Consider the following 23387-nt stretch of genomic DNA (forward strand, 5'->3'; position numbering starts at 1 on the left):
GCTCCGCGCTTCGAGGCAAACCGAATTATCAACTGTGCCAATGAGATACAGAAACGGTGCAGGCACCACCCTTCGCGGTGATGCCTACACCACCTTCGCGGACCACGTCGGCCAGGCCTGCCGCCTGTCCGGATCATTCCGGATTGGGTGTGCCGGCGAACGGCACTTCCATACCTTCCTTGAACGACACCGCCGCGCTCTGGACGAGCAGTGCGACGACAAAGGCAAAGCCCGCGAGGATGCCGGTAAATTGCGCGTAGCTTCTGGCCGTGACGGATATGTCGAAGCCGAACCAAAGCGAGCAAGAGTCCGCAAGATATCCCATCCCCATGGTCGGCACATAGTTGACTTACCCACGGCACGTGAGGTTTTCGTCTGCGACGCGTGCGCTCTTCAGCTCTGGACGGGAGGTCACAGCACTTGAATGCAGGTCTTAGCCCCCGACGCGGTGTTAGGAGCAGAGACGATTCAGTTCGGTCATCTGATCGTCGAGGGTGTGGCGGAGCGGGTCGAGGGTGGAGCCGGTGCCGGCCAGGTAGCCGTTCCCGAGTTCTTCGAGGGTGCTGATCATTGCGGTGATGGCCGTGGACAGGTCAGCGGGTGTGGCGGGTTGCGCCGCAAGCCGGTTGGTGAGGAAGGCACCGCCACCGAGCAGCGCCAGCCGGGCGTTGACGGCGATAGCGAGTTCTCCGACGGGATCATTCGGAGCTGGATTGCCGAGGTGGGTGTTGGTGATCACGCTTTGACAGACGACGGTGTAGGCCTGGCAGACAGCGGATTTCGCATCTGCGGTCTGCTGGCCGGAGAAGTGCGGTGGGCGGTGCAGGGGATTGAACCATGCGGCGATGGCCAGCGCGGTGGCGAGTACCGCGAGCGTCAGCGCAGCGGCCGTCCACCCGTTTGGCTTCGCATCCGGGATCCTGGCCCGCCGGTGGCTGGTGGCCTGCGGACCGGCATCGGCGGCGTAATCCTCAGCAGGCGACAGATCGGTCATTTGTCCTGGCGTCCCTTCGGTTGCCTGATGCTGCCCGACAGAGATGCCAGCACCGTGCCGGAGCCATGACGATAGCGACGTGCTCGGCCCGTCGTGATGTAAATGCCGTTATTTGCTGATCGACGCTCGGCGCGGCTCCCGGGTCTACCGCCTCATTCCGCCGTCGACAACCTTGACCGTCTTGTGCGGAAAGCGCTTCTCGGCGTGCGCTTTCGCGGGCGAATTCGGCAGGACGTACAACGTTTCGCGCTTGTCCAGAAGGGGCTTCAAGACCTGGTCCATGAAAGCCTTGCGGTCGTCGAGGTACGGCTCGATGACGTCTTCACCGGCCGGACACACCGCAAGACAGTAGGCCGCTTTGTAATTGGGCTTGAAGGACAGGCTCTGCCACATCGACGCGTTCTCTGCGTCGCTGACGCGCGTGCGGAAATCTTGTGCATCAGAACTGTCCGCGATGGTTTGCACCCAGTCGGTGAAGCCACCCATGAACTCGCGGTAGTTGTGGGTCGAGCACGACACGAAGTCGAACTCGCCGTCTTTGCCGATCGCGCCGACGGGACACGCAGCGACACAGAGCTTGCACTCCAGACACGGCGAATAGTCCAGCGGCTGCCCGTAGGAGCTGATCGCAGCGTCGACGAGAATCGTGCCCAGCAGGACAAAGTTTCCGAATCGCGGATGAATGACGTTGCGGTGTATGCCCATAACGCCGAGGCCGGCAGCCACGGCGACCGGTTTGTGGGCCACCACCCAGATCCGGCCCGGGAAGCGATCCATCTCCATCGGGAAGGTGGCCGACGGATTCAGCGCGCGATAGCCGCGGTCTTCCAAGGTGCGGGTGATGCGGTGCGCGGCCTCGTTGAGGATTTCGCCGCTGCGGTGAAACTCCTGGTTCGCCACGCTGCGAGCCGTCGATCGGACGTTCTCGCGATTCATCTTGACCACCAGCGAGATATAGCTGCGTGTACCGGGCAGCGCCTGTTCGACGTGAGGCATCTCAGATGCCAGATCGGGGTTGTCCACCGCCGCAAACGCGACGTCGTCGGCGCCGGCTGCCAGGCAGATATCCCGGAGCCAGTCCGCATCGAGCACGTCGGGTCGCGGAGGTCGATCGGCCCGGTCGGCGATCACCTTCCGCACCGTCGGGTGATCGGCAAGACGGCGGGGCAGCTGAGACGTCACCCTGAATATAGTACGCTATACCCAGCTAACGTGCCCTGCCTGCGGCTGCGGTCTTGCGCACCCTCGATTTCTTGATCATCGTTTCGATGATCAAGACGACGGTCCATATCGGGGGCAGCAGCACGAATGTCACGACCATCGCCCATTGAGCCGGGTGTCTCGCAAGGTTGGGGACGACATCGTTCTGCAACCACGGGAACAGGTGATCGCGCAGGAGGGGCATGTACGCGGCCGTTGCCAGCGCCACGCCCAGCGCAGTGGTGACGATCGCCAGGGCCAGCGTGATCCGGTTGGCATTGCTCACCGCAACAAGCAGCACTCCGACCAGCACCGCCAACAGGCCGGCGACGTCGAGGACGTGGATGGTGCTGGTGCTGGCGAGCACGCCGAGCGCGATGAGAAACAGCCCCGCGAAAAATGGGCGCCGCGCCGCGGGGCCGACGGTGCTGACCCGGTAGGCGAGTGAGGTGACGGTGCGCGCGGTGGTGAGCACCGGGCGAAGGGACACGGGGGTGGTGTTGCCCAGGTCGACCATCTTCGTCGCGACAGCCGCGGCGCGGGTGACAGTCTGAGCGAACTGGCGGCTGTCCGTCTCGCTGGTGATCTTCTCCGCGGGTATTTGGCAGGCGCGCAGAACCTCGTCGACCTTCGTTTCCGGCACGACGCCGCCCGCGTTGCCCACCGCGCCGTGGTAGGCAGAAACGAAGTCGCCGGCCGCATCTTCGTCGGCGCCGTCGTCCTTGTCCCTGGCAATCTGGTCGACGACGTGCATGAGTTCCTCGCCGGCGATGAGCCGCTGGATGCCGGCCGCGACCCACATCGCAGTCAGCGGAAGGCTTTTGGGCAGCGTCACGGTGGTGTCGGTGAGGAACTCCATCTCGGCGGCCTTCGCAGGCTTGGCCCGCTCCCAAATGCCGGGCGGCGCGACACCACCGGCGATCTGCTCGAGGTTGAGCCGTAGATTCTTGCCGAATGACGTCGGGTCGTCGGACTCGGACGCGAGCTGGCGGAGCCGCCGCGGGTCGAGCAGCAAATGCACCAGCCACCCTGCGCCGTCGATCCGCCCCCACATCCAGTCGTTCGCCCGCCACGATGCTTTGTAGAACGCGCCGAAATGGTGCAACGCCATGCCGGTGAGCTTCTCCTGGGCCAGCTTTCTGGGATCCAGGTTGGTGCGGGTGTCCGAGCTCATCTGGACCAGCTCGAGCGCTTGATCGGCGAGAACCTCGTCCGGCTGCAAGGCGTATCGCGCGACATGCAGATCGAACAGCCTGGCCGCGACGAGGTCCGCCGAGTCGCCGGGCGACCCGGCCAGGTAATCGATGACATCCCAGACGTATTCGCCGGCCGAGACCGGTGTGCTGTCCGGGGCCGGCGCGGACGCATCGCGCTGCGGCAGCAGACCACGCAGGTCGATCACGACGGTGGCGAGGTCCTGCCACGGCTGGCGCGTGGTCGCCATGTCGGCACCCAGCAGCCCAGCCGCGGCCGAGGCCGCCTCGGTCCTGAGCGTGTCGAGTCCGGGAACGGTGTCAGATGCCGCGTCCTCGCGAGTCGGCGCTGCGCGCTGCGGCATCGCGTCGCTCACCCGCGCCCGGAGTCGTCCGAGCGCCCGCTTGCCCTCTGCGGACGGCAGCAGCTGGTAGGTACGGGTCAGTAGCGCGAGAACCGTCGCCCTGCCCTCGTCGAGCGCTTCCCGGCCCGCCGCGTTCATCTGGTCGTACCGGCCTACCTCCGGCAGTTCGGACGCCAGAACATTCTCTGCTTCTGCGTTGGCTGCCTTGAGGGCCTCGTCAGCGTCGGTGCCCAAGCCGACCTGGCGATCGTCGGGTGCTCCTTGGCCCGTCGTCATCCGCGTCATGACGTCATCCGACGCGGCCCGCGCGATGCTGGCGGCGCGACACTCGCGATAGCGGCGGTAAAACAGTTCGCCGAGACGAGGTTTCGTCGGTACCAGGAGTTGCATCTGCGTGCCCAGGAGCGCGAGCTGCTGCCGGGCGTCGCTGCGGGCGCGCACCCGTTGGTTGTGCGCCGCGATCGAAGTCAGGTCACCGGAAATTGTCTGCGCCAGCACCGCACCGACGTCTGCCGCCAACGCTCCCGCAAGGTCGGGCGCATCGGCCAGGGTGGGTGGCGACGATGGCTGCGCGCCGCTGCTGACCGTCGGCACCACGAACGCGAGTACCCGTCGCACCTCACGATTGGCGGGGCGGTCGAATACCGCCTGCAGCGCCGGGCCGAGCGGGCGGTTGGCCAGCAGGCCCCCGTCGGCCGCGAATTGCGCAGATTTGATGCCCGCGAAATCGGCCATGTTCGGGTGGCTGTTGCCGCCGTCGGTGCCGATCGGGATGAAACCGGGTTCGAATGCCAGCGGAAAGGACGCACTGCAGCGCGCCGCAAGCGCAAGCGCTGCAACATTTTTCGCCGTCAGCTGTGCGCTGGTGAAGCTGAACAGCCCGTGATGGTCGGTGTCGCTGATCAGCGTGCCGTACTCGTCTGTGAATGTGCTGGCCTTGCCCGTCAGCAGCGTGGTGGTGATGAACACACGCGTCGGGTCCTTCTCCGGCGCGGAGTTCTTCGGCCACCTGCTCGCGAGCGCGTCCAAGCCTTCGCGAAGCCCTTTCAGCAGCACGTTGTCGCCGTAGAGCAGCGAGGCGGGATTCTTGTCCGACGGATCCCGCAACAGCGTGCCCAAAGCTCCTTCTTTGAACCACAATTCGCGCAGGCCATCGAGGTCGAAGCCTTGGACGTTCGCCAGCCCCAGGATGACGGCGTTGATGCCGCCGGCGCTCGTGCCGGAAATGACATCGATGCCGACGTCGACGTTGAGCAACGTGAGCAGGTCCGCATACAGCTCGCGCACCTTGCCGCCCTGCGCGGAGGTATCGGCGACCCGCTCCCGTCGTGACCGACTGGCAGCCACCAGCAGGTTCATCTCCCGGGCCATTCCGCCCATCCAGACCGCAAGGCTCACGCCCCCGGTAAACGCAACCGCGAGCCGTAGCTCGACCGCGGGCTGAGAACAGTCGTCGGAATCAGCGGGCTGCGGCGCGTTCATCGTCGCGTCCTCGTCACGCCGTTGCGTGCGCGAACAAAGCCTCGGCCTGCTTGAGCCGGCGCTGCGTGCGGGCCAGCTTGCCCGACTTCATTTTCTTACGCCACGTCGGGAATTCGTCGCCGTACTTCTGGTGCTCGGCACCGGCGGATTCGTACACGACGTAGCCGCCTTTGAGAATGCTGAACGGTGCGTGCAGCTTGCCGAGTTTGTCGTATTGCGCGGTGGCGTGATCCGACAGCGGATCGAACCAGGCCGGCGTGACGAAGTTGGAGACCGAGACGCCGCTGACCGCGTAGGTCGGCGCCTCGACCGGGTCGCACACCTCGAAGCTGTACGACTTGCCAGCGCTGTCGTTGGCCCACAGGTTGCAGTTCGGGTCGATGAACATCTCGAGCACCTCATGCGACAGAACGCTGGAGACGCTCCAATCTTCAGTCGTCGGCTTGCCGCCGTTGTCCAGCTCCGGTTTGGCCGCGACCACGCCCCACAATTTCCCGCCTTGGTCCTCGGTGTGGAATCCGAGCACCCCCTGGGGTTGGTCTTTGATGGTGTCGACCAAGGCGATCCCGTGCGCCGCAGCGGGTACGTCCTGGGGGTTGGTGTAGAAGATCACCGCCGCGGGAGCTCGATCCCAGAGCGGGGCAACGTCCAGTTTGACCTGGGCGGCGATCGCCTGGGTCATCGTGGCGGCGTCATCGTTCGACACCAGTGTCGACTGGTTGAGAATCGCGATCAGCATGTTCGCTCCCGTTAATCGAAGGCCCGACCTCGTCGCGGGCTAAACATAGTGTCTGCCGCTGTCGGGAGAATTGCGTGAGTAGTGCAGTACTCATTTCCGGCGAGCACGAGACGATTTGATGTTTCGAACAAGTGTGCGACGGCTACTCCGCGGTCGGAGGTGATCGCGACATGAGCGACAACGTGCAACAAGCACCGCATGAGACGGCGGAAAAGGACACTGCCGACTGGGTTACCGGTGACGAGCCCATGACCGGACCGCAGCGAAGTTACCTGCACACCCTGGGCCAGGAGGCGGGCCGTGAAGTCCCTGACGACCTGACGAAGGCCGAGGCGTCCGACTTGATCGAGGACCTGCAGCAAAGCACCGGCCGGGGTACGTAATGCTAACGCGGACCGTCGATTTCGTAGGTCCCTTGGTCGTCTGACACGACGACCGTGACATGCCGTTGGGTGCCGTTGACCACGGCTTCGCAGGTGAACGTTGTCCCCTTGTCGGCGCTGGGGTCGTGGCCGTTGTTGCAGCTGACGTCGGTGACGGTGTTGGCGCCGTAGCCGCTGGCGGGATCCGACAGCGTCTGCAGGACGCCGGTCTGCACCTTGGCCACGTCGAGGAACCTGCCCCCGGTAGCCCCGTGCCGGCCCACCACGACGGCGGCCCCGATCAGCAAGGCGAGAGCGCCGGCACCGATCAGCAGCCAGGGCAGAACCGTCCTGCGATCGGCGGTACCCTTCTCTTTTGCGGGGGCAGTGGGCTTTTGGTGAGCGACCGGTGGCGGTGGGCGTTGCGGACGCTGCAGGTACCAGGGAATGTCTGCCGGTGGTGGCGGGCGGTTACCGGCGGGAGGCCGGCGATACGGCGGCGGGGGGATCGGTCGCGGCAGGGCGCCGGTTTCGTCGTCCGAAGTGGGACGGCGCCGATACCAGGGCGCGTCCGGGCGGGGTTCGCGTCCGGGGCCCGGCTGCCGCGGATCGTTCACGGGAAGTTCCCGTAGCACTGAGCGGCGTTGCCGACCAGGCCGGAGCGGAACGCGACGATGCGGGTGAATCCGGCGGGCACGCTGTCGCCGTTGGTGTCGCTGGCGACGAGATGGTCGGTGAGCAAACCGGATATCGCCTCGTCGAGGTCGCCGGCAGTGAGCACCAGTGTGCGACCGGAGGGCAGCGGAACGGGGGCGGCCATGTTGCGTTGGGCCACCCCGGTCAGGCATGCGGTGCGCAGCGCCGCGCGTTCACCGGTCAGCGAAACACCTTGTCGGCGTTGGACTGCGAGCATATACCGGGATGTGACGACGGAGAACGCGGTGTCGTCGCCCTGCAGCAGTTCACGGTTCTTGCTGTCGGTGTAGGCGCCGATCGCCTGCAGGCCGGGAAGGTCGACGTTGATGGTGTCGGTGGCCGGGCAGTACGACGCCGGCGGGCTGGGTCGGGCGTCGGCACACGCGATGTTGCCGGCCACCGCCAGCGTCGGAGCCCTGTCGGGGTGGAAGATCTGACCGAGGGTTTCCATCAACAGCGCCAATGAATCCCCGGTGATCGCCATCTCGCCGCGATCGGAGTCGCCCGACGAGTAATTCTGCAGCCCGGGAGGAAGGCCCACGTGGCGGCGCGCGATCTCGTCATGGTCGATGGCCGCGCAGGTGGCGGCGTCGCCGTCGAATCCCTCCTGAAAAGCGCCGACCCGGTCGAGCGCGGAACCGTGTGCGCCAGGCGCATTTTCGGATTCATCTGTGGGGTCGCGCAGAGTGATGCCACCGGCGAGCACATGGTCGAGGCCATCGGTGGTGTTCAACGCGAAGCGCGTCGAGTTGCCCTGGGCCACCCAGTGCAGGTAGACCCCCGCGAAGCAGTCAGCCTGCTGCTCACGGACGATGGTGCGGGTCAGCACGTGGACGCTGTGCGCTCTGGTCTGCACGGCATGACCGAATTCGTGCGCAAGCACGCCGGCCACCGCGACGTCTCCGAAGTACTTGCGCGCGTTGGGGATGAGAGAGCCGCGGTCCCACGATATCGAGTCATCGCGTCGGCAGTACGACGCGTTGGGATCGCCATAGACGACGGTCTTCCCGCACACGCGGCCGCTCGTCGGATTCGTCGAGTCGTAGGACCTGATGGCCGAGACCGGGGTGTAGTTCCCGGGAAACGACTGAGGATAGGTCGACGCCCAGAAGTCTTGAATGTCGTTGACTGCCAACAATGCAAGCCGATCGACGCCGCCGCCGTCGGTGCCCTCGACGACGCCCTGCGGTGCGGGGGCATCGGGGCGCACTCCACTCAAACCATGGGTGGCCGCCAGACCACCGACCCGGTCGGGGTCATACAGCATCGAGGCCGCGCGCCCTTCCATAACGGTGTGGGCGCATCCGGCGGAAACTGGGCCGAGGCAGGCCAACATGAATGCGGTGCCGATTCGGCTGAGGTTGCGTACTGGTCGCCCGGCGGCCCGGTGTGGGCGGTGCTTCATCCGATCCCTCCCAGCGGCCGGGCGCTTCCCTGTCGGCGACGTTAGCCCAAAGGTATCGAGCGAAATGTCGTTTAGCCGAGCGCCGATATGTGTACTAGTTACGGACCATGCGGCTTGAGCGCGGGGAGGAGTGTCATGGCCACTCAAGTCAGCCTGAGTCCACAGCTCATCCGCGAACTCGGTGCCCCGCACAGCACCCTGAGGGCGCTCGTCCAACGCTGTGAGTCCGCGATCATCGTGTACGCGGGCGGCGAGGTCGATGCTCGCAACGATTCCACTTGGCGGCTGCTGCTCAGCGAAGCTGCCGCAGCTACCGCGCACGGCGAGGTATCAGGCGGATCGTCGAGGTTTGCGAACTCAGCGACGCGCTGGCCGTTCACCTTTCGGCCGACGCGGCGCTGGGCCACGGTTCTGTTCGCGACGACGTATCGCCCGCAGACGCCGGCCGAACCGGTGGCGAACGTGAGCCGACCGTTTCGGATTCGGCCATGCCTTCGATTGCACTCTCAGAGTCGATTCCTCGCCGGCCACTGGAGGAGTCGTCATTCTGGGCTACCGCATTGTCCGGACCGATCAAAAAGCTGAGGCGACGCTCGCTCACCGCGAAGTCATAACTGGCGTGAGAGTTGCCGCGAGTTCGGCCTGGCTTCGACGTACACGGCTATGCGCACGATGAGCCCTCCGACCCGAGATCTGCCACGTAGCTGGCGAATCCACCTTCGACTCGCGAGTTCTTACGGGCAGACGTCCGCACATTCGTCCGGTGCGTCGTGGTCCAGCGCCGGGTATGAGCCTTCACGCGGTTCACCAGATCGAGGTCCTCGTGCAGAGACACAGCGGCGAACCCGCCGACGGTCATATACAGGTCCGCGCGGATTCCCAAGTTGGCTCCGTGTACGTGATCGTGCCCTTCAGCGAGTCGATGTCGTTGCTGCCAGAGCCGAGCCGTCGGCCGATCGAGTCCGTCCGGCGTGACTGTGCCGATCACTGCATCGAAGCCTGCGTCGGCGAACTGCACCTGGGCGGCGAGCCAATTGGGAGGCACAGTGGTGTCGGCATCGGTGTTAGCCAGCCACACGGCGTCGTCGGGGAGTCCCGCGCGCCGGGTTTTTGCGACCGCGTCGAGCGCGCCGAGGTGGCGCGCGGCGCCGACGCGGCCGATCGTGCTGACGATGGTGCGCACACCGCGACCGTCGGCGAGCGTGCCGGTCTGATCCGTGCAGCAGTCGAGGACGACCACGACATCACACGAGATGCCGGGGTATTCGCGCCGCAGTTGGTTCGCCGACGTCCGGAGGCTGTCCAGGCACGCGGCGACATGTGCTTGCTCGTTACGGGCCGGCACCACGACCGTGATGCGGCGCAGGGAGGTCATGCGCTGTCCGCGCCTTCGCGATACACCGAAACAGGCTCGCCCCACACCTGGATCGTCAGGTCGACGTCGTGATAGCGGGCCCGCAGTGGCAGGTCGAATATCGCGGCGGCCTGAGCGTTGACGGTGGGCCCGTCGAGCGGGATGTTCTCGGTCGGAGCGCTCCAGTTGGCGATGAGGATCTCGCCATGGGGGCGCAACCGGCGACGGACGCCGCGAAGCGTGGCCAGGAGCTCGGGTCCGTCGAGAAAGTAGGCGACTTCGGAGAGCACGATCAGGTCGAAGTCCGCGTCGGGAATGTCGATCGGCGCCGCACCCAGGACCCACCGCACCGCCGAGGTACGTTCTCGCGCGACGTCGAGCGCCATCTCGCTGGCGTCCAGCCCGACGACGTCGGAGACGCGGTCGCGAAGTAATGCGGAGAGTTGGCCGGTGGAACAACCGATTTCCAATGCGCTTGAGTATCGGGTGCGCCCCAGGCAGGCGAGTGTTATTGCCAGTCGCCGCTTTTCGTATTCCGACTCGTCGAGGCGCCAGGGGTCGGTGACACCGTGGTCGAGCATGGTGTCGAAGGGGGCGGCGATCTGCGCCCGCGAGCGGACCGCGGCGATGTGGCCCTCGGCGCGCGCGGCGAGATCGTGCGGCACGGGTACGAGAACAGTCTCGATGACCCGTCGAGCCCGGTCGCGAAGCGCTGGTCCGATGATCGGATAGCCGTCAGGCGCGGTGAGTTGGCTTGTGTAGCAGTCTAATGCGGCCGCTTTAGACTTGAGCGCCTGTAGAGAGGGCGCGATGGTGCGTACTCGCGGCCACTCGATATCGTCCGGTGTTGCCCAGTGCCACAGCCACACCGGGTAATAAAGCAGCGCCGCTTCCCGTTCGCGCGCCGCCGCCTCGGCCGCTGCGGCTACCGCCTCATGATCTGCGTGCCCATCGCATTCCACCGGGGCAAAAAGCAGGGTTTTAGCGTCGACGAGCTCCACCAACCGGTCGACCATCTCGTCAATTGCATTGCGCAGGAGCCCGTCAGGAAGATTCCACCAGATTGTCTTGATGTGCGAACCCAGGGCCGCAAGCGCCTGCTCTCCTTCGACGCGGCGCTCCGTCGAGCCTGATCCGCTGCCGCCGTAGGTCGCGACGACGACGGTCACTGTTTCGGCTTTGTCCGTCAGGTCGGCCAGGGTGGCACCCAGGGCCAGAGTTTCGTCGTCGGGGTGAGGCGCAAGGAGCAGGACGTGCGGGTAATGCTCGAGTAGTGAATCAAACCCAAGCCGGGCAACAGTGTCCCAGCGAGCATCGAGCAGCCAGGTCGACTCGTCGGTCCCGTCCTCGCGGTGGCTGAACGGCCGTGCGATCGACGCGCTATCTGTTCGGGTGTCGGCACGTGCAGCGACGGTGAGATCTGAATCGTGTGCGGGGGGCATGGCAGTACTCCGGCATTTCGATGCGTGGGTCACCCGCGGGGCTGGCGTGATGCGTCCAACTTGTACCCGCTTCGGTTGCTTCGGAAACGGTTCTCGGGCTCAGGGGCTGGGCGTTGCGCCATGGACGCGGGGGAATTCGCCGGTCGCGGCAAGGCTTCGCGCGACCTCGGTAACTTTCAGGTTGAGTTTTTGTGAGGCCCCTTTGAGCAGGGTGAACGCTTGATCGGCGGTCACCCGGTGACGTTCCATGCGCACGCCTTTGGCCTGCCCGATGACATCGCGGCTGTCGATCGCGCGCTGGAACTGGTCCGCGCGTTGGGCTTCCAGTAACGCCAGCGCTCCATGCGTCGCGTAGAGGTCGGCCAGTCGCTTGGCAGCGTCGTCGAATGCACCCGTTGCGCGGGCGTAGAGGCTTAGCGAGCCGAGTCGGCGGTCGTCAACCCACAGCGGGACGCACAGCATGGCGTGAATGCCCAGGCGCACCGCCTCCGCCGCGAATTTCGGCCACCGCTGATCGGTCGCGCAGTCGTCGATGTGGATGCGCACTTGGTCTCGGGAGGCGTCGATGCACGGCCCGCTGCCGGTGTGCTGCTGTAGGGCGTCCAGTGCGGGTGGCGCGCTTCCGACAGTCGCTTGCGGTTCGAATCGGCCACCGGCAAACAAGTTCAGTCCGGCCTGGTCTGCACCGCTGATGGCGGCGGTCGCCGCGTTGAGAATCGCCAGCAATGTGCCTTCGAGATCGGCATTCGTGACGTGCAGCGACCGGCACAGCACGTCGAGTGCGGTGAACTCCGTCTCGCCGAGAGCGCGCAGACCGTCGAGGTCCGACAGTGCGGCTGGTTGCCTGCCGTCGGAGTTATTGCCGCTGTCCGGCGTCATCCGAACCGGGACGACAAGTGTTCCAGGGCAGGGCAGTTCCGGAAGATCAGCGAGACCGATGTGCCGTCGGCACGCCCATCGACGGTGCAACTGTCGGCCAGCGCCTGCATCAAAATCAAACCCCGCCCGCGGATGGCAGTGATCGGGGTGGGGGTGGGCTCGAGCCAATGGCCCCGATCGGTGACGCGAATGTTGATGACGGCCTCATCGGCGTCGTACGACAGATCGAGGGTCACCACGCCGGTGCGGCCGATCCCCTGGTAAGCGTGGTCCACCACGTTGGTCAGCGCTTCGTCGGTCGCTAACACGATGTCGCACACACGTTCCGGATCGAGATCGACGGAATCTTCTAACCAGGCGCGGAGTCGCTCGCGGAACTCGACCACCGTGTCACCGTCCGCGTATCCGCTGTGGGTACAGGTGCCAGCTGTGCTGGCGATCGCCTCCTCGCTCACCGTCGGTGGCTACCCGGTCTCTCCCGCGGCTAAGCCCAACTCGCGAATGGCATCGGCCACAGAAGGATAAATGTGGATCAGATCACCGATACCCAATAGGTGCAGCGGCCGACTCGTGGCGGGCCCGTCTGCTGCCACCGCGTAGGCCATGTCTCCGGCGTTGTTGTGCACGTTTATCAGCACCCCGATGCCGGCGGAGCCTAGAAATTCAACGCGCGACAAATCGATGATGAGGGCCGAGGGTTCACGGGATAGAACCGAGTCCACGTGCACTTGAAACTGCGGGGCCGTGACCATGTCGATCGTGCCGGCAGCTGAAAGCACCACGGCAACGCCGGCATCCTGCTCGACGACCATCAATCCGTTGTGTGCGTGTTCTCGTTGAGCCATAGCGGGCCACATCCTCACTAGCTAACTGCGCGTGAGGCTGTCGGCTGAACCAGCGCACATCGTGAACAGGCCCAAGACTACTACAGGGGCCAATCGGAGTTACCGCCGCCGTCTGGCCGCGATCGGAGGCGCGGCTATTCGCTTACGCGTGGGTTCGGGGGCGCTGGAGCTGGCTGAATTGAGGCGTGAGGACCAGGGTCGTGACCGCGTCGAATACCGTCAGTGTCCGGTCGGGGTCGGGCACCGAGCTGAACACGGGGCCGAAGATCGTGCGCCCGCCGATCGTGATCAGCGGGCTGCCGCCGATGTCGCCCAGCGCGTTCTGGCTGAGCTGGTGGGCTTGTCGCACCGCCGCGTCCAGCGAGGCATCGGCCAACGCTGCCGCGGTGGTCCGGCGTGCACCCACTGCCTTGACCACCTGGTCAACCAGATCGTCGTCGATTGCCGCCGAGCGGTCGAAGTAAAGCTCGCCGAAGGCGAAGTAGGCCTTGGCCAACGCGACCATGCCGACCTCGTCGCGCAGGGCGGCCATCAGCCGGCCGACCTTCTGGGAATCGTCCATGCGGGCCTGCTGAGGTGGCGGCAGCTGGCGTCCCTCGTTGAGGATCGCCAGGTTCATCAGGCGTAGCTCGATATCGAACCCGACCTTCTCGGCCGCGGCCGTCAACCAGCGAGCGGTGTTCCAGGAGAACGGGCAGACCGGGTCCAGCCATAACGTCACCGCGTCGTCGCGCCGATCCAGCGACTCCATGCCAGCCATCTCTACTCCTTGAATCTTCAAATCCTCAGTATCGAACAAGGATTCACCATCGACTCGTCGGGGGTGCAATTACCTTCCCAACAACACCTCGCTGATGACATACCATACCCCCTAGGGTACATTGGCGGTCAACGTGCTGCGAACGTCACCCGGGCAAAGGGCCGAATGACCCTGTCTGGTCGACCGATCCGAGCGTGAAGTAGAAGCGACAACGACGAGGCCATCAGTGAGGAAACTTGGATGTTGACCTTTCTCAGACGCGGGTGGGTACCGCTCGTCGTCGTGGTGGCGGTTGTCCTCGGTGGTGTCGCGGTCGGCCGGCTCCGCGGCGCCTTCGGCTCGGAGAAGATTTTCCACGCGACCGGTGGTAGCGCCGAACCGCTTCAACCGTCCCATCGCAAGCAGGTGACATACGAAGTCGATGGCCCCGGCAGCACAGTGGGAAGCGTGAGTTACGTGGACAAGAGTGCCCAACCGCAACAGGCCGACTTCACCGGTCTGCCATGGACCTTCACCATCACGACGATGGCACCTGCCGTGCTCGCGAGCGTTGTGGCACAGGGCAATAGCGACAACATTGCCTGCCGGATCACTGTGGACGGGGTGATCAGGGACGCGCAATCGGCAACCGGCCGCAACGCGCAAACATCCTGTCTGGTGAAAGCCGGATGAACGCCGACGCCGACCGCCCGAGATTCACGCGGTTCGTCCGCACCTTCGCCGTGCCGATTATCGTGGCGTGGCTCCTGCTGACGGTTGCATTGAATGTGCTTGTGCCGCCGATTGAGTCGGTCGCGAGGAACCACGCGGTGACGATGTCTCCGCAGGACGCGCCGGCGATGATCGCCGCGAAGCACATCGGTGAGAAGTTCCACGAATCGGACTCCGACAGCATCGCGATGATCGTCCTGGAAAGCGACGAGAAGCTTTCCGAGGAGGCCCACCACTATTACGACAGCTTGGTGAAAAAGCTGGAAGCCGACCCTGAGCACATACAGCATGTCCAGAACGTGTGGGGAGATCCGCTCACCGCCGCCGGAGTCCAGAGCCGCGACGGCAAAGCCGCTTACGTCCAGCTCAATTTGGCCGGCAACCAGGGCAGCACGGCGGGCAACAAGTCCGTCGACGCCGTCCGCAAGATCGTCGACCGATCGCCACCACCGTCAGGTCTGAAGGCGTACGTCACCGGGCCTGCGGCGCTCACCACGGACATGAACGAGGCCGCCGACAAAAGCATGTTCACCATGATGGGCGTCACGGGCCTGGTCATCATGATCATGCTCTTCATCGCTTATCGTTCGGTTAGCACGATGCTGCTGATTCTGGTGATGGTCGGGTTCGAGATGGGAACGGCCAGAGGGTTAGTCGCACTTCTCGGGAGTCAGCGTCTCCTCGGGTTCTCGACGTTCGTCGTCGCCATGCTGTCATCGCTGGCGATCGCGGCGGGAACCGATTATGCGATATTCCTCATCGGTCGCTATCAGGAAGCGCGTAAAGCTGGTCAGGATCGAGAAACCGCGTACTACACGATGTTTCGCGGGACCTTTCACATCATCTTGGGCTCAGGCCTGACCATCGCCGGAGCCACCTTCTGTCTCCATTTCGCTCGGCTGTCCTATTTCAAAGCACTCGGCATCCCATCAGCTTTGGGGCTCATCGTCGTCGTCGCGGGCGCGCTGACCGCGGCGCCGGCCGTCGTCGCCGTCGCGACTCGCTTTGGATTGCTCGAACCGAGGCGGATGATCAAGACGCGCGGGTGGCGCCGCCTGGGTGCCGCCACCGTGCGCTGGCCCGGTGCGGTTTTCGCAGCGTCACTGGCCAGCGCCATCGTCGGCATCCTCATCGTGCCGACGATGAAGATCAGCTACAACGACCGCTATTACATCCCGCGCAGCCTGCCGTCGAACGTCGGCTACGCGGCCGCAGAGCGTCATTTCAGCGCCGCCACAATGAATCCCGACATCCTCATGGTCGAAACGGACCACGACATGCGGAACAGTGCCGACATGATCATCCTGGACCGGCTGGCCAAGGAGGTCTTTCGCGCACCGGGAATCGCCATGGTGCAGAGCATCACTAGGCCCCTGGGCGGCCCGATCGAGCACACGTCGATACCCTTCCAGATCAGTGCGCAGTCGATTCCGATCCAGGAAAACCTCCGATTCATGAAGGACCGGACCGCCGACATGCTCACGATGAGCAACGACCTCGGCGTCATGATCGGTTCGATGCAGCGGATGCGAGATCTTGTGGGGGAGATCGGCACTGCGACGCACCGCACGATCGGCGATATGCACGCAATGCAATCTACGCTGGACGAGATGCGGGATCACCTGGCGGACTTCGACGATTTCGCCCGACCGTTCCGTAGCTACCTGTACTGGGAGCAACACTGCGCCAACATCCCGGTCTGCTGGGCGGCCAGGTCGGTGTTCGAGGCGACCGACGGTGTGGACAAGTTCAGCGACAACATGAGCACGCTGATCAGCGACACGAACAACATCGACGCGATCATGCCCCAGATGGTCGCTCAGTTCTCGCCGATGATCGCTGTCGCAAAGTCCATGCAGGACACGCTGCTGACCATGCACAGCAGCTTCTCGGGACTGGTCACCCAGATGGGGCAAATGACCGACACCGCCAGCGCCATTGGCCAGGCGTTCGACGCGTCAAGAAGCGGCGATTACTTCTACCTGCCACCAGAAGCCTTCAAGAATGCTGACTTTGAGCGCGGTCTGAAGCTTTTCCTGTCGCCAGACGGTAAGGCTGCCCGCTTCATCGTCATTCACGACACCGATCCGGCGACGCCGGCGGGCATTTCCGCGGTCATGCCCGAGTTGAACGCGGCGCATCAAGCGGTCAAGGGAACGACGCTGACCGATGCCAAGTTCTACCTCGCGGGAACGGCGGCAATCTACCGCGACATCGAGTCAGGCTCCCACTACGACCTGTTGATCGTGGGAATCGCGGCGCTGACATTGATTTTCGCCGTGATGGTGATCATCACTCGCGCTCTGGTCGCATCGATGGTGATCGTCGGGACGGTGCTGCTATCGCTCGGCGCTGCTTTCGGGCTGTCAGTGCTGGTGTGGCAGCATCTCTTTGGCTTGGAGTTGAACTGGATCGCGCCGGTGTTCGGGTTGATCATCCTGCTCGCTGTCGGGTCCGACTACAACTTGCTGCTGGTGTCCAGGTTCCAGGAAGAGATCGGCGCGGGCTTGAAGACCGGCATCATCCGCTCGATGGGCGAGACCGGCGGAGTCGTCACCGCAGCGGGCCTGGTGTTCGCGTTCACCATGATGTCCATGGTCGCCAGTGACTTGCGCTCAATTGGTCAGGCGGGCAGCACGATAGGGCTGGGCCTGTTGTTTGACACGCTCATCGTGCGCTCACTGATGACGCCGTCGATCGCCGCGCTGCTTGGGCGTTGGTTCTGGTGGCCTCAGCGGGTAAGGCCGCGGCCGGCCGAGCAGGGCGGCCGACCCGTCACACCGCCTCCGCCGACACGCCCGCTGCCGAAGGCCGGTCACACCCGCGACGCGGTCACCGCGGGGCGCCACTGAGATGCAACACCGCCACCGCGATACCCCCGGGGGTAGAATGGCAGACAACCTATTCCGCTGGAGGACCGATGATCGATGACGCCGACCGCATGGACGCCGTGCTCAGCAGACTGCGCCGTGCGCAAGGTCAGCTTGCCGGCGTGATCTCCATGATCGAACAAGGCCGCGACTGCAGAGACGTCGTCACCCAACTGGCGGCGGTATCCCGCGCCTTGGACCGGGCGGGCTTCAAAATCGTCGCCTCCGGCATGCGGCACTGCATCACCAGCGCCGAGTCGGGCACACCACCACCTCTGACCGAAGACGAGCTGGAAAAGCTGTTCTTGTCTCTTGCCTGACAACAGCGGCCGAACTCACGTGAGCTTCAGCGGTACACCGGCGTCGTCGAAAACGTCCTGTATCGCCTCGAACAACGAGTTCTGCCCGCGGCGTACCGCGCCGAGGGAGCGCCGCGACAGCGCGCTGTGCTGCCATTCGAATTCGAAAGGCCGATGTTCAGGAGTGCCGAATCCGCCTCGCAGGCAGTCGGCGAGCGCGTCGAGATTGCGTCCGAAGTATCCGCCGGGCCCGTTGACGGCCGATCCGATCTCGCGGTAGAAGTCGTTGACGGATCTGATCTTTCGGCCGTCGATTCGGAAGATCACGGGCGGGCTGTCGGCTGGATCTCGCGTCATCGTTGCCTTCCCGCGTCAGTGACCAGACAGAAAGAGTCATAGTGGTCGCCGGTATAGAAGTACTGCGCCGGATCGGTCAACGGGGTTCCGCCAGTGACGATTCGCCGGACTGACCGATCCCGAGCGCGCGACGTGACCACGGTGTACTCGTGGTAGTACCCTCTGCGCTGCTTGGGCAGATGCCCCTCGCGGTTGCCGAACACCGCTCCGTCGCTGTGTGGAAACGGGAACGGACCGCCGGCGTGGATACGCCGCACGGTGTCGACCACTTCGGGCGGCAGGCTGCTGATCGGACATGTCGTCCCGCCGTCGCCACCGCTCGGCGCCGAGTCGGGAGAGTGGTTGCGCGACAGCATGACTGCGGCGAACGCGACGACCAGCACGCCCAGCGCGATCAGTACCAGCCTGCGTCGACCCACCTGCGCTCCTCGCCTTGCGCCACGACCACCCTAGCGCTCGCTCGTGGCGACGTGCTTGGGTATCAGAGGCGCACCGCCGCGAACCTGTAGCCGGGAGGCCTGACGTATGGAGCAATACCGACGCGACGACCTCGTCTTCGATGTCCGCGATGCCGGACCGCCCGACGGGCCGGTCGTGGTGCTGCTGCACGGCTTCCCACAACACAATGACAGCTGGGACGGCGTCATCGACCGGCTGACGGCACAGGGATTCCGTTGCCTGGCGCCCAACCAACGGGGCTACTCATCGGGAGCGCGGCCCGCCCGTCGTCGCGACTACCGCATGACCGAGTTGGTCGCGGACGTCGGCGCGTTGATCGATGCCAGCGGCGCGCGGCGGGTGCACTTGGTCGGACACGACTGGGGTGCCGCCGTCGCGTGGGCCGTCGCGGCCGCGATGCCCGAACGGATTGCGACGGTCTCGCCGGTATCGGTGCCGCATCCCGCCGCGTTCCTCAAGTCGTTCGTCACCAGTCGCCAGGGCCTGGCGTCCTGGTACATGTACTTGTTCCAGTTGCCGCGCTTGCCGGAGTGGCTGCTGTCGCGCCGACGCGGCGCGGTGGTGGCTGAAGTGCTGAGGCGAGGAGGTCAGACGCCGGCGGCGGCGCAGCGCGACGGGCAGGCCATGAGCGAGCCCGGCGCGCTGACGGCGGCGATCAACTGGTATCGCGCACTGCCACTGTCCAATCCACGAGCCAGCACCGGAAAGGTCGCTGTCCCAACGCTGTACGTGTGGAGCGACCGGGACATCGCGCTACTGCCGAAAGCAGCTCACGACACCGCTCGGTACGTCAGCGGGGAATACCGGTTCGAGATCCTGCACGGCGTCTCGCACTGGATACCGGACGTGGAACCCGACAAGCTCGCCGATCTGTTGCTCGACTGGTTCGCCGCGCACCCGGCCTGACTACTGTTTCGTCTCGACGACCAGAACCTCGGTCTTCGCGCGGTTACGGACGGCTCGCGGAACGGATCCGACCAGCCGTCCGACCACCGAGTTCAGCCCGACGTCGCCGACGACGATGAGATCGGCGCCAACCTGTTCGGCCAGGCTGATCAGCGCGTCCACCGGAGCACCTTCGACCGCCTTCTCCTCGACATCGTGGGCACCGGCGTCCTTGGCCCTCGCACCCGCATCGCGCAACATCGCGTACAGCGGCGCGTTTCCCTCGGTCCGGTAGCCCTCGCCGGAGAGTTGATCGGGGTCCGTCCCGGCTGAATGCGAATCCGTCGGCACATACGCCGACGCCACAATCAATTTCGCGTTCGCCTCCGCGGCGATCGCCGCTGCTTTGTCGACTGCGCGAAGAGAGGTCTCCGAGCCGTCGGTGCCGACGACGATGGTTTTGTACTCCGCCACGTTGCGCTCCGATCAGTTGAGGTACTACGGCGAGTGTACAAGTGTTCACTATATTTCGGTAAATTACCGATTACCCTGCGGTTTGAGAACGATCCGTCAGTCCCAGTCGCAGATGCTCGCTGTGAAAGATCGCCTCGTCGAGCAGTTGGGCGACGTGGTTGTCGTAAAGGGCGTAGACGATGCTGCGGCCCGACCGGGTGCCGGTGACCAGCCCGAGGTTGCGCAGCAACCGAAGCTGATGGGACACCGCAGACTGCTCCATGCCGATCGTGTCGGCCAGCTCGGTCACCGCCAGCGGACCCTGCCTCAGTTCGGTCAGGATCAGCAGTCGACTCGGAGTTGCCAAGGCCTGCAGCGTGTTGGCGATATGGGCTACGGCATCGGTATCAAGCCGGGCCGCGGGGCGATCTCGGCCCTCGACTCCATGTCCCATAAGCAGGCAGAATACCCGAACCGTCGACGCATGAAGACGTATTCATACGATCTGGTATCGTCGGCAGCTCATCGTCCGGAGGTCATTCATGGTCGCGCCGACCACAGCGCCGAGCCGTTCCCCGCTTGCCCCCGCGGTTGCGCCTGTCCGGCACACCAAGCTGTTCGCGCTCGCGGAAATGCGTTGGGCGGCAATCGCTCTGGCGTTGTTTCTGGCCGGCTTGGCGGCGCAGCTGGCGGGCGGTCCGCATTGGCTGTGGTGGACGCTGTACTGGGGCTGCTACGCAGCCGGCGGCTGGGAGCCGGGCCTGGCCGGCTTGCAGGCGCTCCGGGACAAGACCTTGGACGTCGACCTGCTGATGGTCGCGGCGGCGATCGGCGCGGCGGCGATCGGGCAGATCACCGATGGCGCACTGCTGATCGTGATCTTCTCGACGTCCGGCGCGTTGGAGGCGTTGGCGACCGCACGCACCGAAGACTCCGTACGCGGACTGCTCGACCTGGCACCCGAAACGGTGGCCCGCGTCCGCGCCGACGGCAGCGAGGAAATGGTCAACAGCGCCGATCTGGCTGTCGGCGATGTCGTGGTGGTGCGGCCCGGAGAGCGGATCGGGGCCGACGCCACCGTGATCGCCGGTGCCAGCGAGGTGGATCAGGCCACGATCACCGGTGAGCCGCTGCCGGTCGACAAGATTTCTGGCGACGAGGTATTCGCGGGAACCCTCAATGGCACTGGCTCCCTGCGGATTCGAGTGGACCGGCGCGCCGAGGACTCCGTCGTGGCCCGCATCGCGACGTTGGTGGAAACGGCCAGCCGCACCAAGGCCCGCACGCAACTGTTCATCGAGAAGGTCGAACAGCGCTATTCGATCGGCATGGTCGCCGCCACCATTGCGGTGTTCGCCATCCCACTGCTTGCGGGGGAGTTGCTGCAGCCAGCGTTGTTGCGCGCGATGACATTCATGATCGTGGCCTCGCCGTGCGCCGTGGTCCTTGCCACGATGCCGCCGCTGCTGGCCGCGATCGCCAACGCCGGCCGCCACGGTGTGCTCGCCAAGTCGGCGGTGGTCATGGAACGACTCGGGGCGACCACCCAGTTCGCATTCGACAAGACCGGCACGCTGACCCGGGGGACACCCGGTGTCGCCGAAATTCACTGTCTTGAAACGGGTCTCGGCGATGACGAACTGCTGGCCCTGGCAGCTGCGGCCGAGCACCCCAGCGAACATCCGCTTGCGTCGGCGATCGTGAACGCCGCACGCACAAAGGGTTTGGCCGTGCCCGATGTCGACGAGTTCGCAGCCCACCCGGGCCGGGGCGTCACCGCCCGCGTCGACGGCCGGCTCATCGGCGTCGGGTCTCCGCACGCCCTGCTGGCCGACCTCGACGCCACCGCTACTGCCGCGGTGACGGCGATGCAAGATCGCGGCTACACCGCGGTGGTCGTCACCCGCGATCACCGGGCGGTCGGGGTGCTGGCCATCACCGACCAGTTGCGCCCCGAAGCCGCGGCCGCCGTCAGCGCCGCACGCCGGTTGACCCGCGCGGCACCGGTTTTGCTGACCGGTGACAACCAGGCAACCGCCGACCAACTCGCCGCGCAGGTCGGCATCGCCGATGTCCGTGCCGGTCTGCTCCCCGACGACAAAGTCGCCGCGGTACAGCAGTTACAGGCCGGCGGTCAACGGCTGGCTGTGATCGGTGACGGCATCAACGATGCTCCCGCACTGGCAGCCGCGCACATCGGCATCGCGATGGGCGGTGCGGGATCGGATCTCACGTTGCAAACCGCCGATGCCGTCGTCGTGCGCGACGACCTGACGACGATTCCCGCCGTCGTCGCGCTGTCGCGGCGAGCGCGCAGGGTCGTGATCGCAAACCTGACGATCGCTGCCACCTTCATTGGGATGCTGGTCATTTGGGATCTCGTCGGCACCTTGCCGCTGCCGCTCGGCGTTGCCGGGCACGAGGGCTCGACCGTGATCGTGGGGCTCAACGGGCTACGTCTGCTGCGCCGATCGGCCTGGAGCCGCGCCGCCGCGGTCCGCTGATCGTCACGTCGGCCGGCGAGCCGACACCCGATGTCGTCCAACACGATAGAGGTATACCTGCAAGGGTTGAATCGTCATGGCTGCATCGTTTCCTAAAGGCTGCGCCGGCGATACTGCCGGAGTCGGTGAGCATTGGCGAGTGTCGCCGGTTCGACGGTGGGTCGCAGCACGGTGGCGAGTCGTTCGCTAACTGCCTCGGTGTCGAGATCCATCCCGATCGCAACCAGACAATTGGCAGACGCCCCAGCGGGTGCGTTCGCGATGTGGATTGACGTACCGACCAGGTTGACGGCAAAGGTGGGTGCGGCGGAGCCGTAGCGCATCACGACAGCTCCTTTGAGCCGGTACACCCCTGACGGCGGATCCTCGAGCAGGTCGAGGAGCGCCCCTGGGTCGATTTCACCGTCGCTGGTCGCCGACACGGAGTCGGCGTGCAAATGAGCGTGGTCGGCGGCCTCGACGAACAGTTCGCGTAGCGAGAGCTGGCCGATCACGTCACGGGATTCAGCTATGTCGTAGAGCAGTCCGGGGTCGATTCTCCCGCCAACGGTCCCAACCACACTCGCGCGCGAATTGCGTTCTCGCACCCGTTGTTTGACACGGTCGACCACGACGGTCCGGTCGCCGCCCGGTAGTTGATCGAGCTTGTTGACGACCACCAGAGATGCCGCGCCGTAGCGGGCCGGTACCACCTCACCGACGTCGATGGTGTCGAAATGTGTTGTGGCATCGATGACATCGACAAGCCCGCCGAATCGCACGCCGGTCACTTCGCTGAATCCGATCATCCGGACGACGGCGACGGGATCGGCCAAACCGCTCGTCTCCACGATCACGGCATCCAGGTCGAGCCGCGCATCGGCGAGCTTGGCCAGCGCCTCGTCGATGCCGCCGTCATCGGGCAAGCAGCAGATGCAGCCACCGGCGATGGAAACGGGCTCGTCGATTTGCCCCGACACCAGCATCGCATCGACATTCAACTCACCGAAGTCGTTGACGATCACACCGATCCGGGCTCCCGGGGCACTCAGCACGTGGTTGAGCAGACTCGTCTTGCCGGCGCCGAGGTGGCCGGTCAAACAGATCACGGGAATCGACCGCACGTGCAGCGACGCTACTCGGCGGTCAATTCG

24 protein-coding genes are annotated in these 23387 nt (G+C 65.1%); 6 read left to right on the forward strand and 18 right to left on the reverse strand.

All coding sequences use genetic code 11. The annotated features are described in order from the left end of the window. Positions 1-133 precede the first annotated feature (133 nt). The 5 genes from G6N27_RS16450 to G6N27_RS16470 form a co-directional block, all read right to left on the reverse strand. Positions 134-331: a hypothetical protein gene (locus tag G6N27_RS16450; protein WP_163777714.1), complete on the reverse strand. Its 198-nt coding sequence runs from the start codon at positions 329-331 to the stop codon at positions 134-136. Between the two features lie 120 nt (positions 332-451). Next, positions 452-994: a hypothetical protein gene (locus G6N27_RS16455; protein WP_163777717.1), complete on the reverse strand. Its 543-nt coding sequence runs from the start codon at positions 992-994 to the stop codon at positions 452-454. A 144-nt stretch (positions 995-1138) separates the two neighbouring features. Continuing rightward, complete coding sequence (locus G6N27_RS16460) at positions 1139-2176, reverse strand: epoxyqueuosine reductase (RefSeq protein WP_163777721.1); 1038 nt, start codon at positions 2174-2176, stop codon at positions 1139-1141. Between the two features lie 25 nt (positions 2177-2201). Continuing rightward, positions 2202-5234, reverse strand: a complete 3033-nt coding sequence (locus G6N27_RS16465) for a patatin-like protein (RefSeq protein WP_163777723.1) — start codon at positions 5232-5234, stop codon at positions 2202-2204. A 13-nt stretch (positions 5235-5247) separates the two neighbouring features. Further along, positions 5248-5973, reverse strand: coding sequence for a hypothetical protein (locus tag G6N27_RS16470; RefSeq protein WP_163777726.1), 726 nt, complete (start codon positions 5971-5973; stop codon positions 5248-5250). A 170-nt stretch (positions 5974-6143) separates the two neighbouring features. Here G6N27_RS16470 and G6N27_RS16475 point away from each other — a divergent pair, with 170 nt between their 5' ends. Then, entirely contained in the window at positions 6144-6356 is a 213-nt protein-coding gene (locus G6N27_RS16475; protein ID WP_163777728.1) for a DUF3072 domain-containing protein, read from the forward strand. A 2-nt stretch (positions 6357-6358) separates the two neighbouring features. Here the strand turns inward: G6N27_RS16475 and G6N27_RS16480 are convergent, their stop codons facing one another. The 8 genes from G6N27_RS16480 to G6N27_RS16515 form a co-directional block, all read right to left on the reverse strand. After that, entirely contained in the window at positions 6359-6952 is a 594-nt protein-coding gene (locus tag G6N27_RS16480) for a DUF4333 domain-containing protein (RefSeq protein WP_163777731.1), read from the reverse strand. Then, positions 6949-8436, reverse strand: coding sequence for a neutral zinc metallopeptidase (locus G6N27_RS16485; protein ID WP_232064617.1), 1488 nt, complete (start codon positions 8434-8436; stop codon positions 6949-6951). Before G6N27_RS16485 ends, G6N27_RS16480 begins: the two co-directional genes overlap by 4 nt. A gap of 661 nt (positions 8437-9097) precedes the next feature. Next, complete coding sequence (locus tag G6N27_RS16490) at positions 9098-9811, reverse strand: glycosyltransferase (RefSeq protein WP_163777734.1); 714 nt, start codon at positions 9809-9811, stop codon at positions 9098-9100. After that, positions 9808-11232 (reverse strand): PIG-L family deacetylase, encoded by a 1425-nt coding sequence (locus G6N27_RS16495; RefSeq protein ID WP_163777737.1) that lies wholly within the window; start codon positions 11230-11232, stop codon positions 9808-9810. The genes G6N27_RS16490 and G6N27_RS16495 overlap by 4 nt, the downstream gene beginning before the upstream one ends. Before the next feature lie 99 nt (positions 11233-11331). Continuing rightward, complete coding sequence (locus G6N27_RS16500; RefSeq protein ID WP_163777740.1) at positions 11332-12111, reverse strand: GAF and ANTAR domain-containing protein; 780 nt, start codon at positions 12109-12111, stop codon at positions 11332-11334. Next, on the reverse strand, positions 12108-12566 hold the full coding sequence (locus G6N27_RS16505; RefSeq protein WP_163777742.1) for an ATP-binding protein: 459 nt from the start codon (positions 12564-12566) through the stop codon (positions 12108-12110). The genes G6N27_RS16500 and G6N27_RS16505 overlap by 4 nt, the downstream gene beginning before the upstream one ends. Positions 12567-12575: 9 nt before the next feature. Continuing rightward, entirely contained in the window at positions 12576-12956 is a 381-nt protein-coding gene (locus tag G6N27_RS16510; protein WP_232064618.1) for an STAS domain-containing protein, read from the reverse strand. 142 nt (positions 12957-13098) lie between these two features. Next, complete coding sequence (locus G6N27_RS16515) at positions 13099-13716, reverse strand: mycothiol-dependent nitroreductase Rv2466c family protein (RefSeq protein ID WP_163777745.1); 618 nt, start codon at positions 13714-13716, stop codon at positions 13099-13101. A 240-nt stretch (positions 13717-13956) separates the two neighbouring features. On the opposite strand from G6N27_RS16515, the gene G6N27_RS16520 reads away from it, so the two are divergent. From G6N27_RS16520 to G6N27_RS16530, 3 genes are all read left to right on the forward strand, one after another. Next, complete coding sequence (locus G6N27_RS16520; RefSeq protein ID WP_163777748.1) at positions 13957-14388, forward strand: MmpS family transport accessory protein; 432 nt, start codon at positions 13957-13959, stop codon at positions 14386-14388. Beyond that, entirely contained in the window at positions 14385-17279 is a 2895-nt protein-coding gene (locus G6N27_RS16525) for an MMPL/RND family transporter (RefSeq protein ID WP_163777751.1), read from the forward strand. The genes G6N27_RS16520 and G6N27_RS16525 overlap by 4 nt, the downstream gene beginning before the upstream one ends. A 68-nt stretch (positions 17280-17347) precedes the next feature. Beyond that, complete coding sequence (locus tag G6N27_RS16530) at positions 17348-17617, forward strand: metal-sensitive transcriptional regulator (RefSeq protein WP_163777754.1); 270 nt, start codon at positions 17348-17350, stop codon at positions 17615-17617. Positions 17618-17632: 15 nt separating this feature from the next. Here the strand turns inward: G6N27_RS16530 and G6N27_RS16535 are convergent, their stop codons facing one another. Further along, positions 17633-17953, reverse strand: a complete 321-nt coding sequence (locus G6N27_RS16535; protein WP_163777757.1) for a barstar family protein — start codon at positions 17951-17953, stop codon at positions 17633-17635. After that, positions 17950-18309 (reverse strand): ribonuclease domain-containing protein, encoded by a 360-nt coding sequence (locus tag G6N27_RS16540; RefSeq protein WP_163781909.1) that lies wholly within the window; start codon positions 18307-18309, stop codon positions 17950-17952. Before G6N27_RS16540 ends, G6N27_RS16535 begins: the two co-directional genes overlap by 4 nt. Positions 18310-18478: 169 nt before the next feature. On the opposite strand from G6N27_RS16540, the gene G6N27_RS16545 reads away from it, so the two are divergent. After that, positions 18479-19318, forward strand: a complete 840-nt coding sequence (locus tag G6N27_RS16545; protein WP_163777760.1) for an alpha/beta fold hydrolase — start codon at positions 18479-18481, stop codon at positions 19316-19318. On the opposite strand, the gene G6N27_RS16550 is transcribed toward G6N27_RS16545, so the two are convergent. Both G6N27_RS16550 and G6N27_RS16555 read right to left on the reverse strand, forming a co-directional pair. Beyond that, positions 19319-19771, reverse strand: a complete 453-nt coding sequence (locus G6N27_RS16550) for a universal stress protein (RefSeq protein ID WP_163777763.1) — start codon at positions 19769-19771, stop codon at positions 19319-19321. 70 nt (positions 19772-19841) lie between these two features. Further along, the gene (locus G6N27_RS16555) at positions 19842-20204 is read right to left on the reverse strand and encodes an ArsR/SmtB family transcription factor (RefSeq protein WP_163777766.1); all 363 of its coding nucleotides are present in this window, start codon (positions 20202-20204) and stop codon (positions 19842-19844) included. 88 nt (positions 20205-20292) lie between these two features. Here G6N27_RS16555 and G6N27_RS16560 point away from each other — a divergent pair, with 88 nt between their 5' ends. Then, positions 20293-22254, forward strand: a complete 1962-nt coding sequence (locus G6N27_RS16560) for a heavy metal translocating P-type ATPase (protein ID WP_163777769.1) — start codon at positions 20293-20295, stop codon at positions 22252-22254. Positions 22255-22346: 92 nt separating this feature from the next. Here the strand turns inward: G6N27_RS16560 and G6N27_RS16565 are convergent, their stop codons facing one another. Next, the gene (locus G6N27_RS16565) at positions 22347-23357 is read right to left on the reverse strand and encodes a CobW family GTP-binding protein (RefSeq protein ID WP_163777773.1); all 1011 of its coding nucleotides are present in this window, start codon (positions 23355-23357) and stop codon (positions 22347-22349) included. Between the last annotated feature and the right edge of the window lie 30 nt (positions 23358-23387).

The sequence above is a fragment of the Mycobacterium cookii genome, from assembly GCF_010727945.1.
Classification (GTDB): Bacteria; Actinomycetota; Actinomycetes; order Mycobacteriales; family Mycobacteriaceae; genus Mycobacterium; species Mycobacterium cookii.

Excerpts from the sequence above, each read along its gene's own strand:
- G6N27_RS16475 (WP_163777728.1), top strand. The coding sequence starts at position 6,144 with ATGAGCGACAACGTGCAACAAGCACCGCATGAGACGGCGGAAAAGGAC.
- G6N27_RS16530 (WP_163777754.1), top strand. The coding sequence starts at position 17,348 with ATGATCGATGACGCCGACCGCATGGACGCCGTGCTCAGCAGACTGCGC.
- G6N27_RS16515 (WP_163777745.1), bottom strand. The coding sequence starts at position 13,716 with ATGGCTGGCATGGAGTCGCTGGATCGGCGCGACGACGCGGTGACGTTA.
- G6N27_RS16510 (WP_232064618.1), bottom strand. The coding sequence starts at position 12,956 with ATGGCTCAACGAGAACACGCACACAACGGATTGATGGTCGTCGAGCAG.
- G6N27_RS16450 (WP_163777714.1), bottom strand. The coding sequence starts at position 331 with ATGGGGATGGGATATCTTGCGGACTCTTGCTCGCTTTGGTTCGGCTTC.
- G6N27_RS16545 (WP_163777760.1), top strand. The coding sequence starts at position 18,479 with ATGGAGCAATACCGACGCGACGACCTCGTCTTCGATGTCCGCGATGCC.
- G6N27_RS16490 (WP_163777734.1), bottom strand. The coding sequence starts at position 9,811 with ATGACCTCCCTGCGCCGCATCACGGTCGTGGTGCCGGCCCGTAACGAG.
- G6N27_RS16470 (WP_163777726.1), bottom strand. The coding sequence starts at position 5,973 with ATGCTGATCGCGATTCTCAACCAGTCGACACTGGTGTCGAACGATGAC.
- G6N27_RS16465 (WP_163777723.1), bottom strand. The coding sequence starts at position 5,234 with ATGAACGCGCCGCAGCCCGCTGATTCCGACGACTGTTCTCAGCCCGCG.
- G6N27_RS16520 (WP_163777748.1), top strand. The coding sequence starts at position 13,957 with ATGTTGACCTTTCTCAGACGCGGGTGGGTACCGCTCGTCGTCGTGGTG.
- G6N27_RS16455 (WP_163777717.1), bottom strand. The coding sequence starts at position 994 with ATGACCGATCTGTCGCCTGCTGAGGATTACGCCGCCGATGCCGGTCCG.
- G6N27_RS16535 (WP_163777757.1), bottom strand. The coding sequence starts at position 17,953 with ATGACGCGAGATCCAGCCGACAGCCCGCCCGTGATCTTCCGAATCGAC.
- G6N27_RS16560 (WP_163777769.1), top strand. The coding sequence starts at position 20,293 with ATGGTCGCGCCGACCACAGCGCCGAGCCGTTCCCCGCTTGCCCCCGCG.
- G6N27_RS16555 (WP_163777766.1), bottom strand. The coding sequence starts at position 20,204 with ATGGGACATGGAGTCGAGGGCCGAGATCGCCCCGCGGCCCGGCTTGAT.
- G6N27_RS16500 (WP_163777740.1), bottom strand. The coding sequence starts at position 12,111 with ATGACGCCGGACAGCGGCAATAACTCCGACGGCAGGCAACCAGCCGCA.
- G6N27_RS16540 (WP_163781909.1), bottom strand. The coding sequence starts at position 18,309 with ATGCTGTCGCGCAACCACTCTCCCGACTCGGCGCCGAGCGGTGGCGAC.
- G6N27_RS16485 (WP_232064617.1), bottom strand. The coding sequence starts at position 8,436 with ATGAAGCACCGCCCACACCGGGCCGCCGGGCGACCAGTACGCAACCTC.
- G6N27_RS16495 (WP_163777737.1), bottom strand. The coding sequence starts at position 11,232 with ATGCCCCCCGCACACGATTCAGATCTCACCGTCGCTGCACGTGCCGAC.
- G6N27_RS16525 (WP_163777751.1), top strand. The coding sequence starts at position 14,385 with ATGAACGCCGACGCCGACCGCCCGAGATTCACGCGGTTCGTCCGCACC.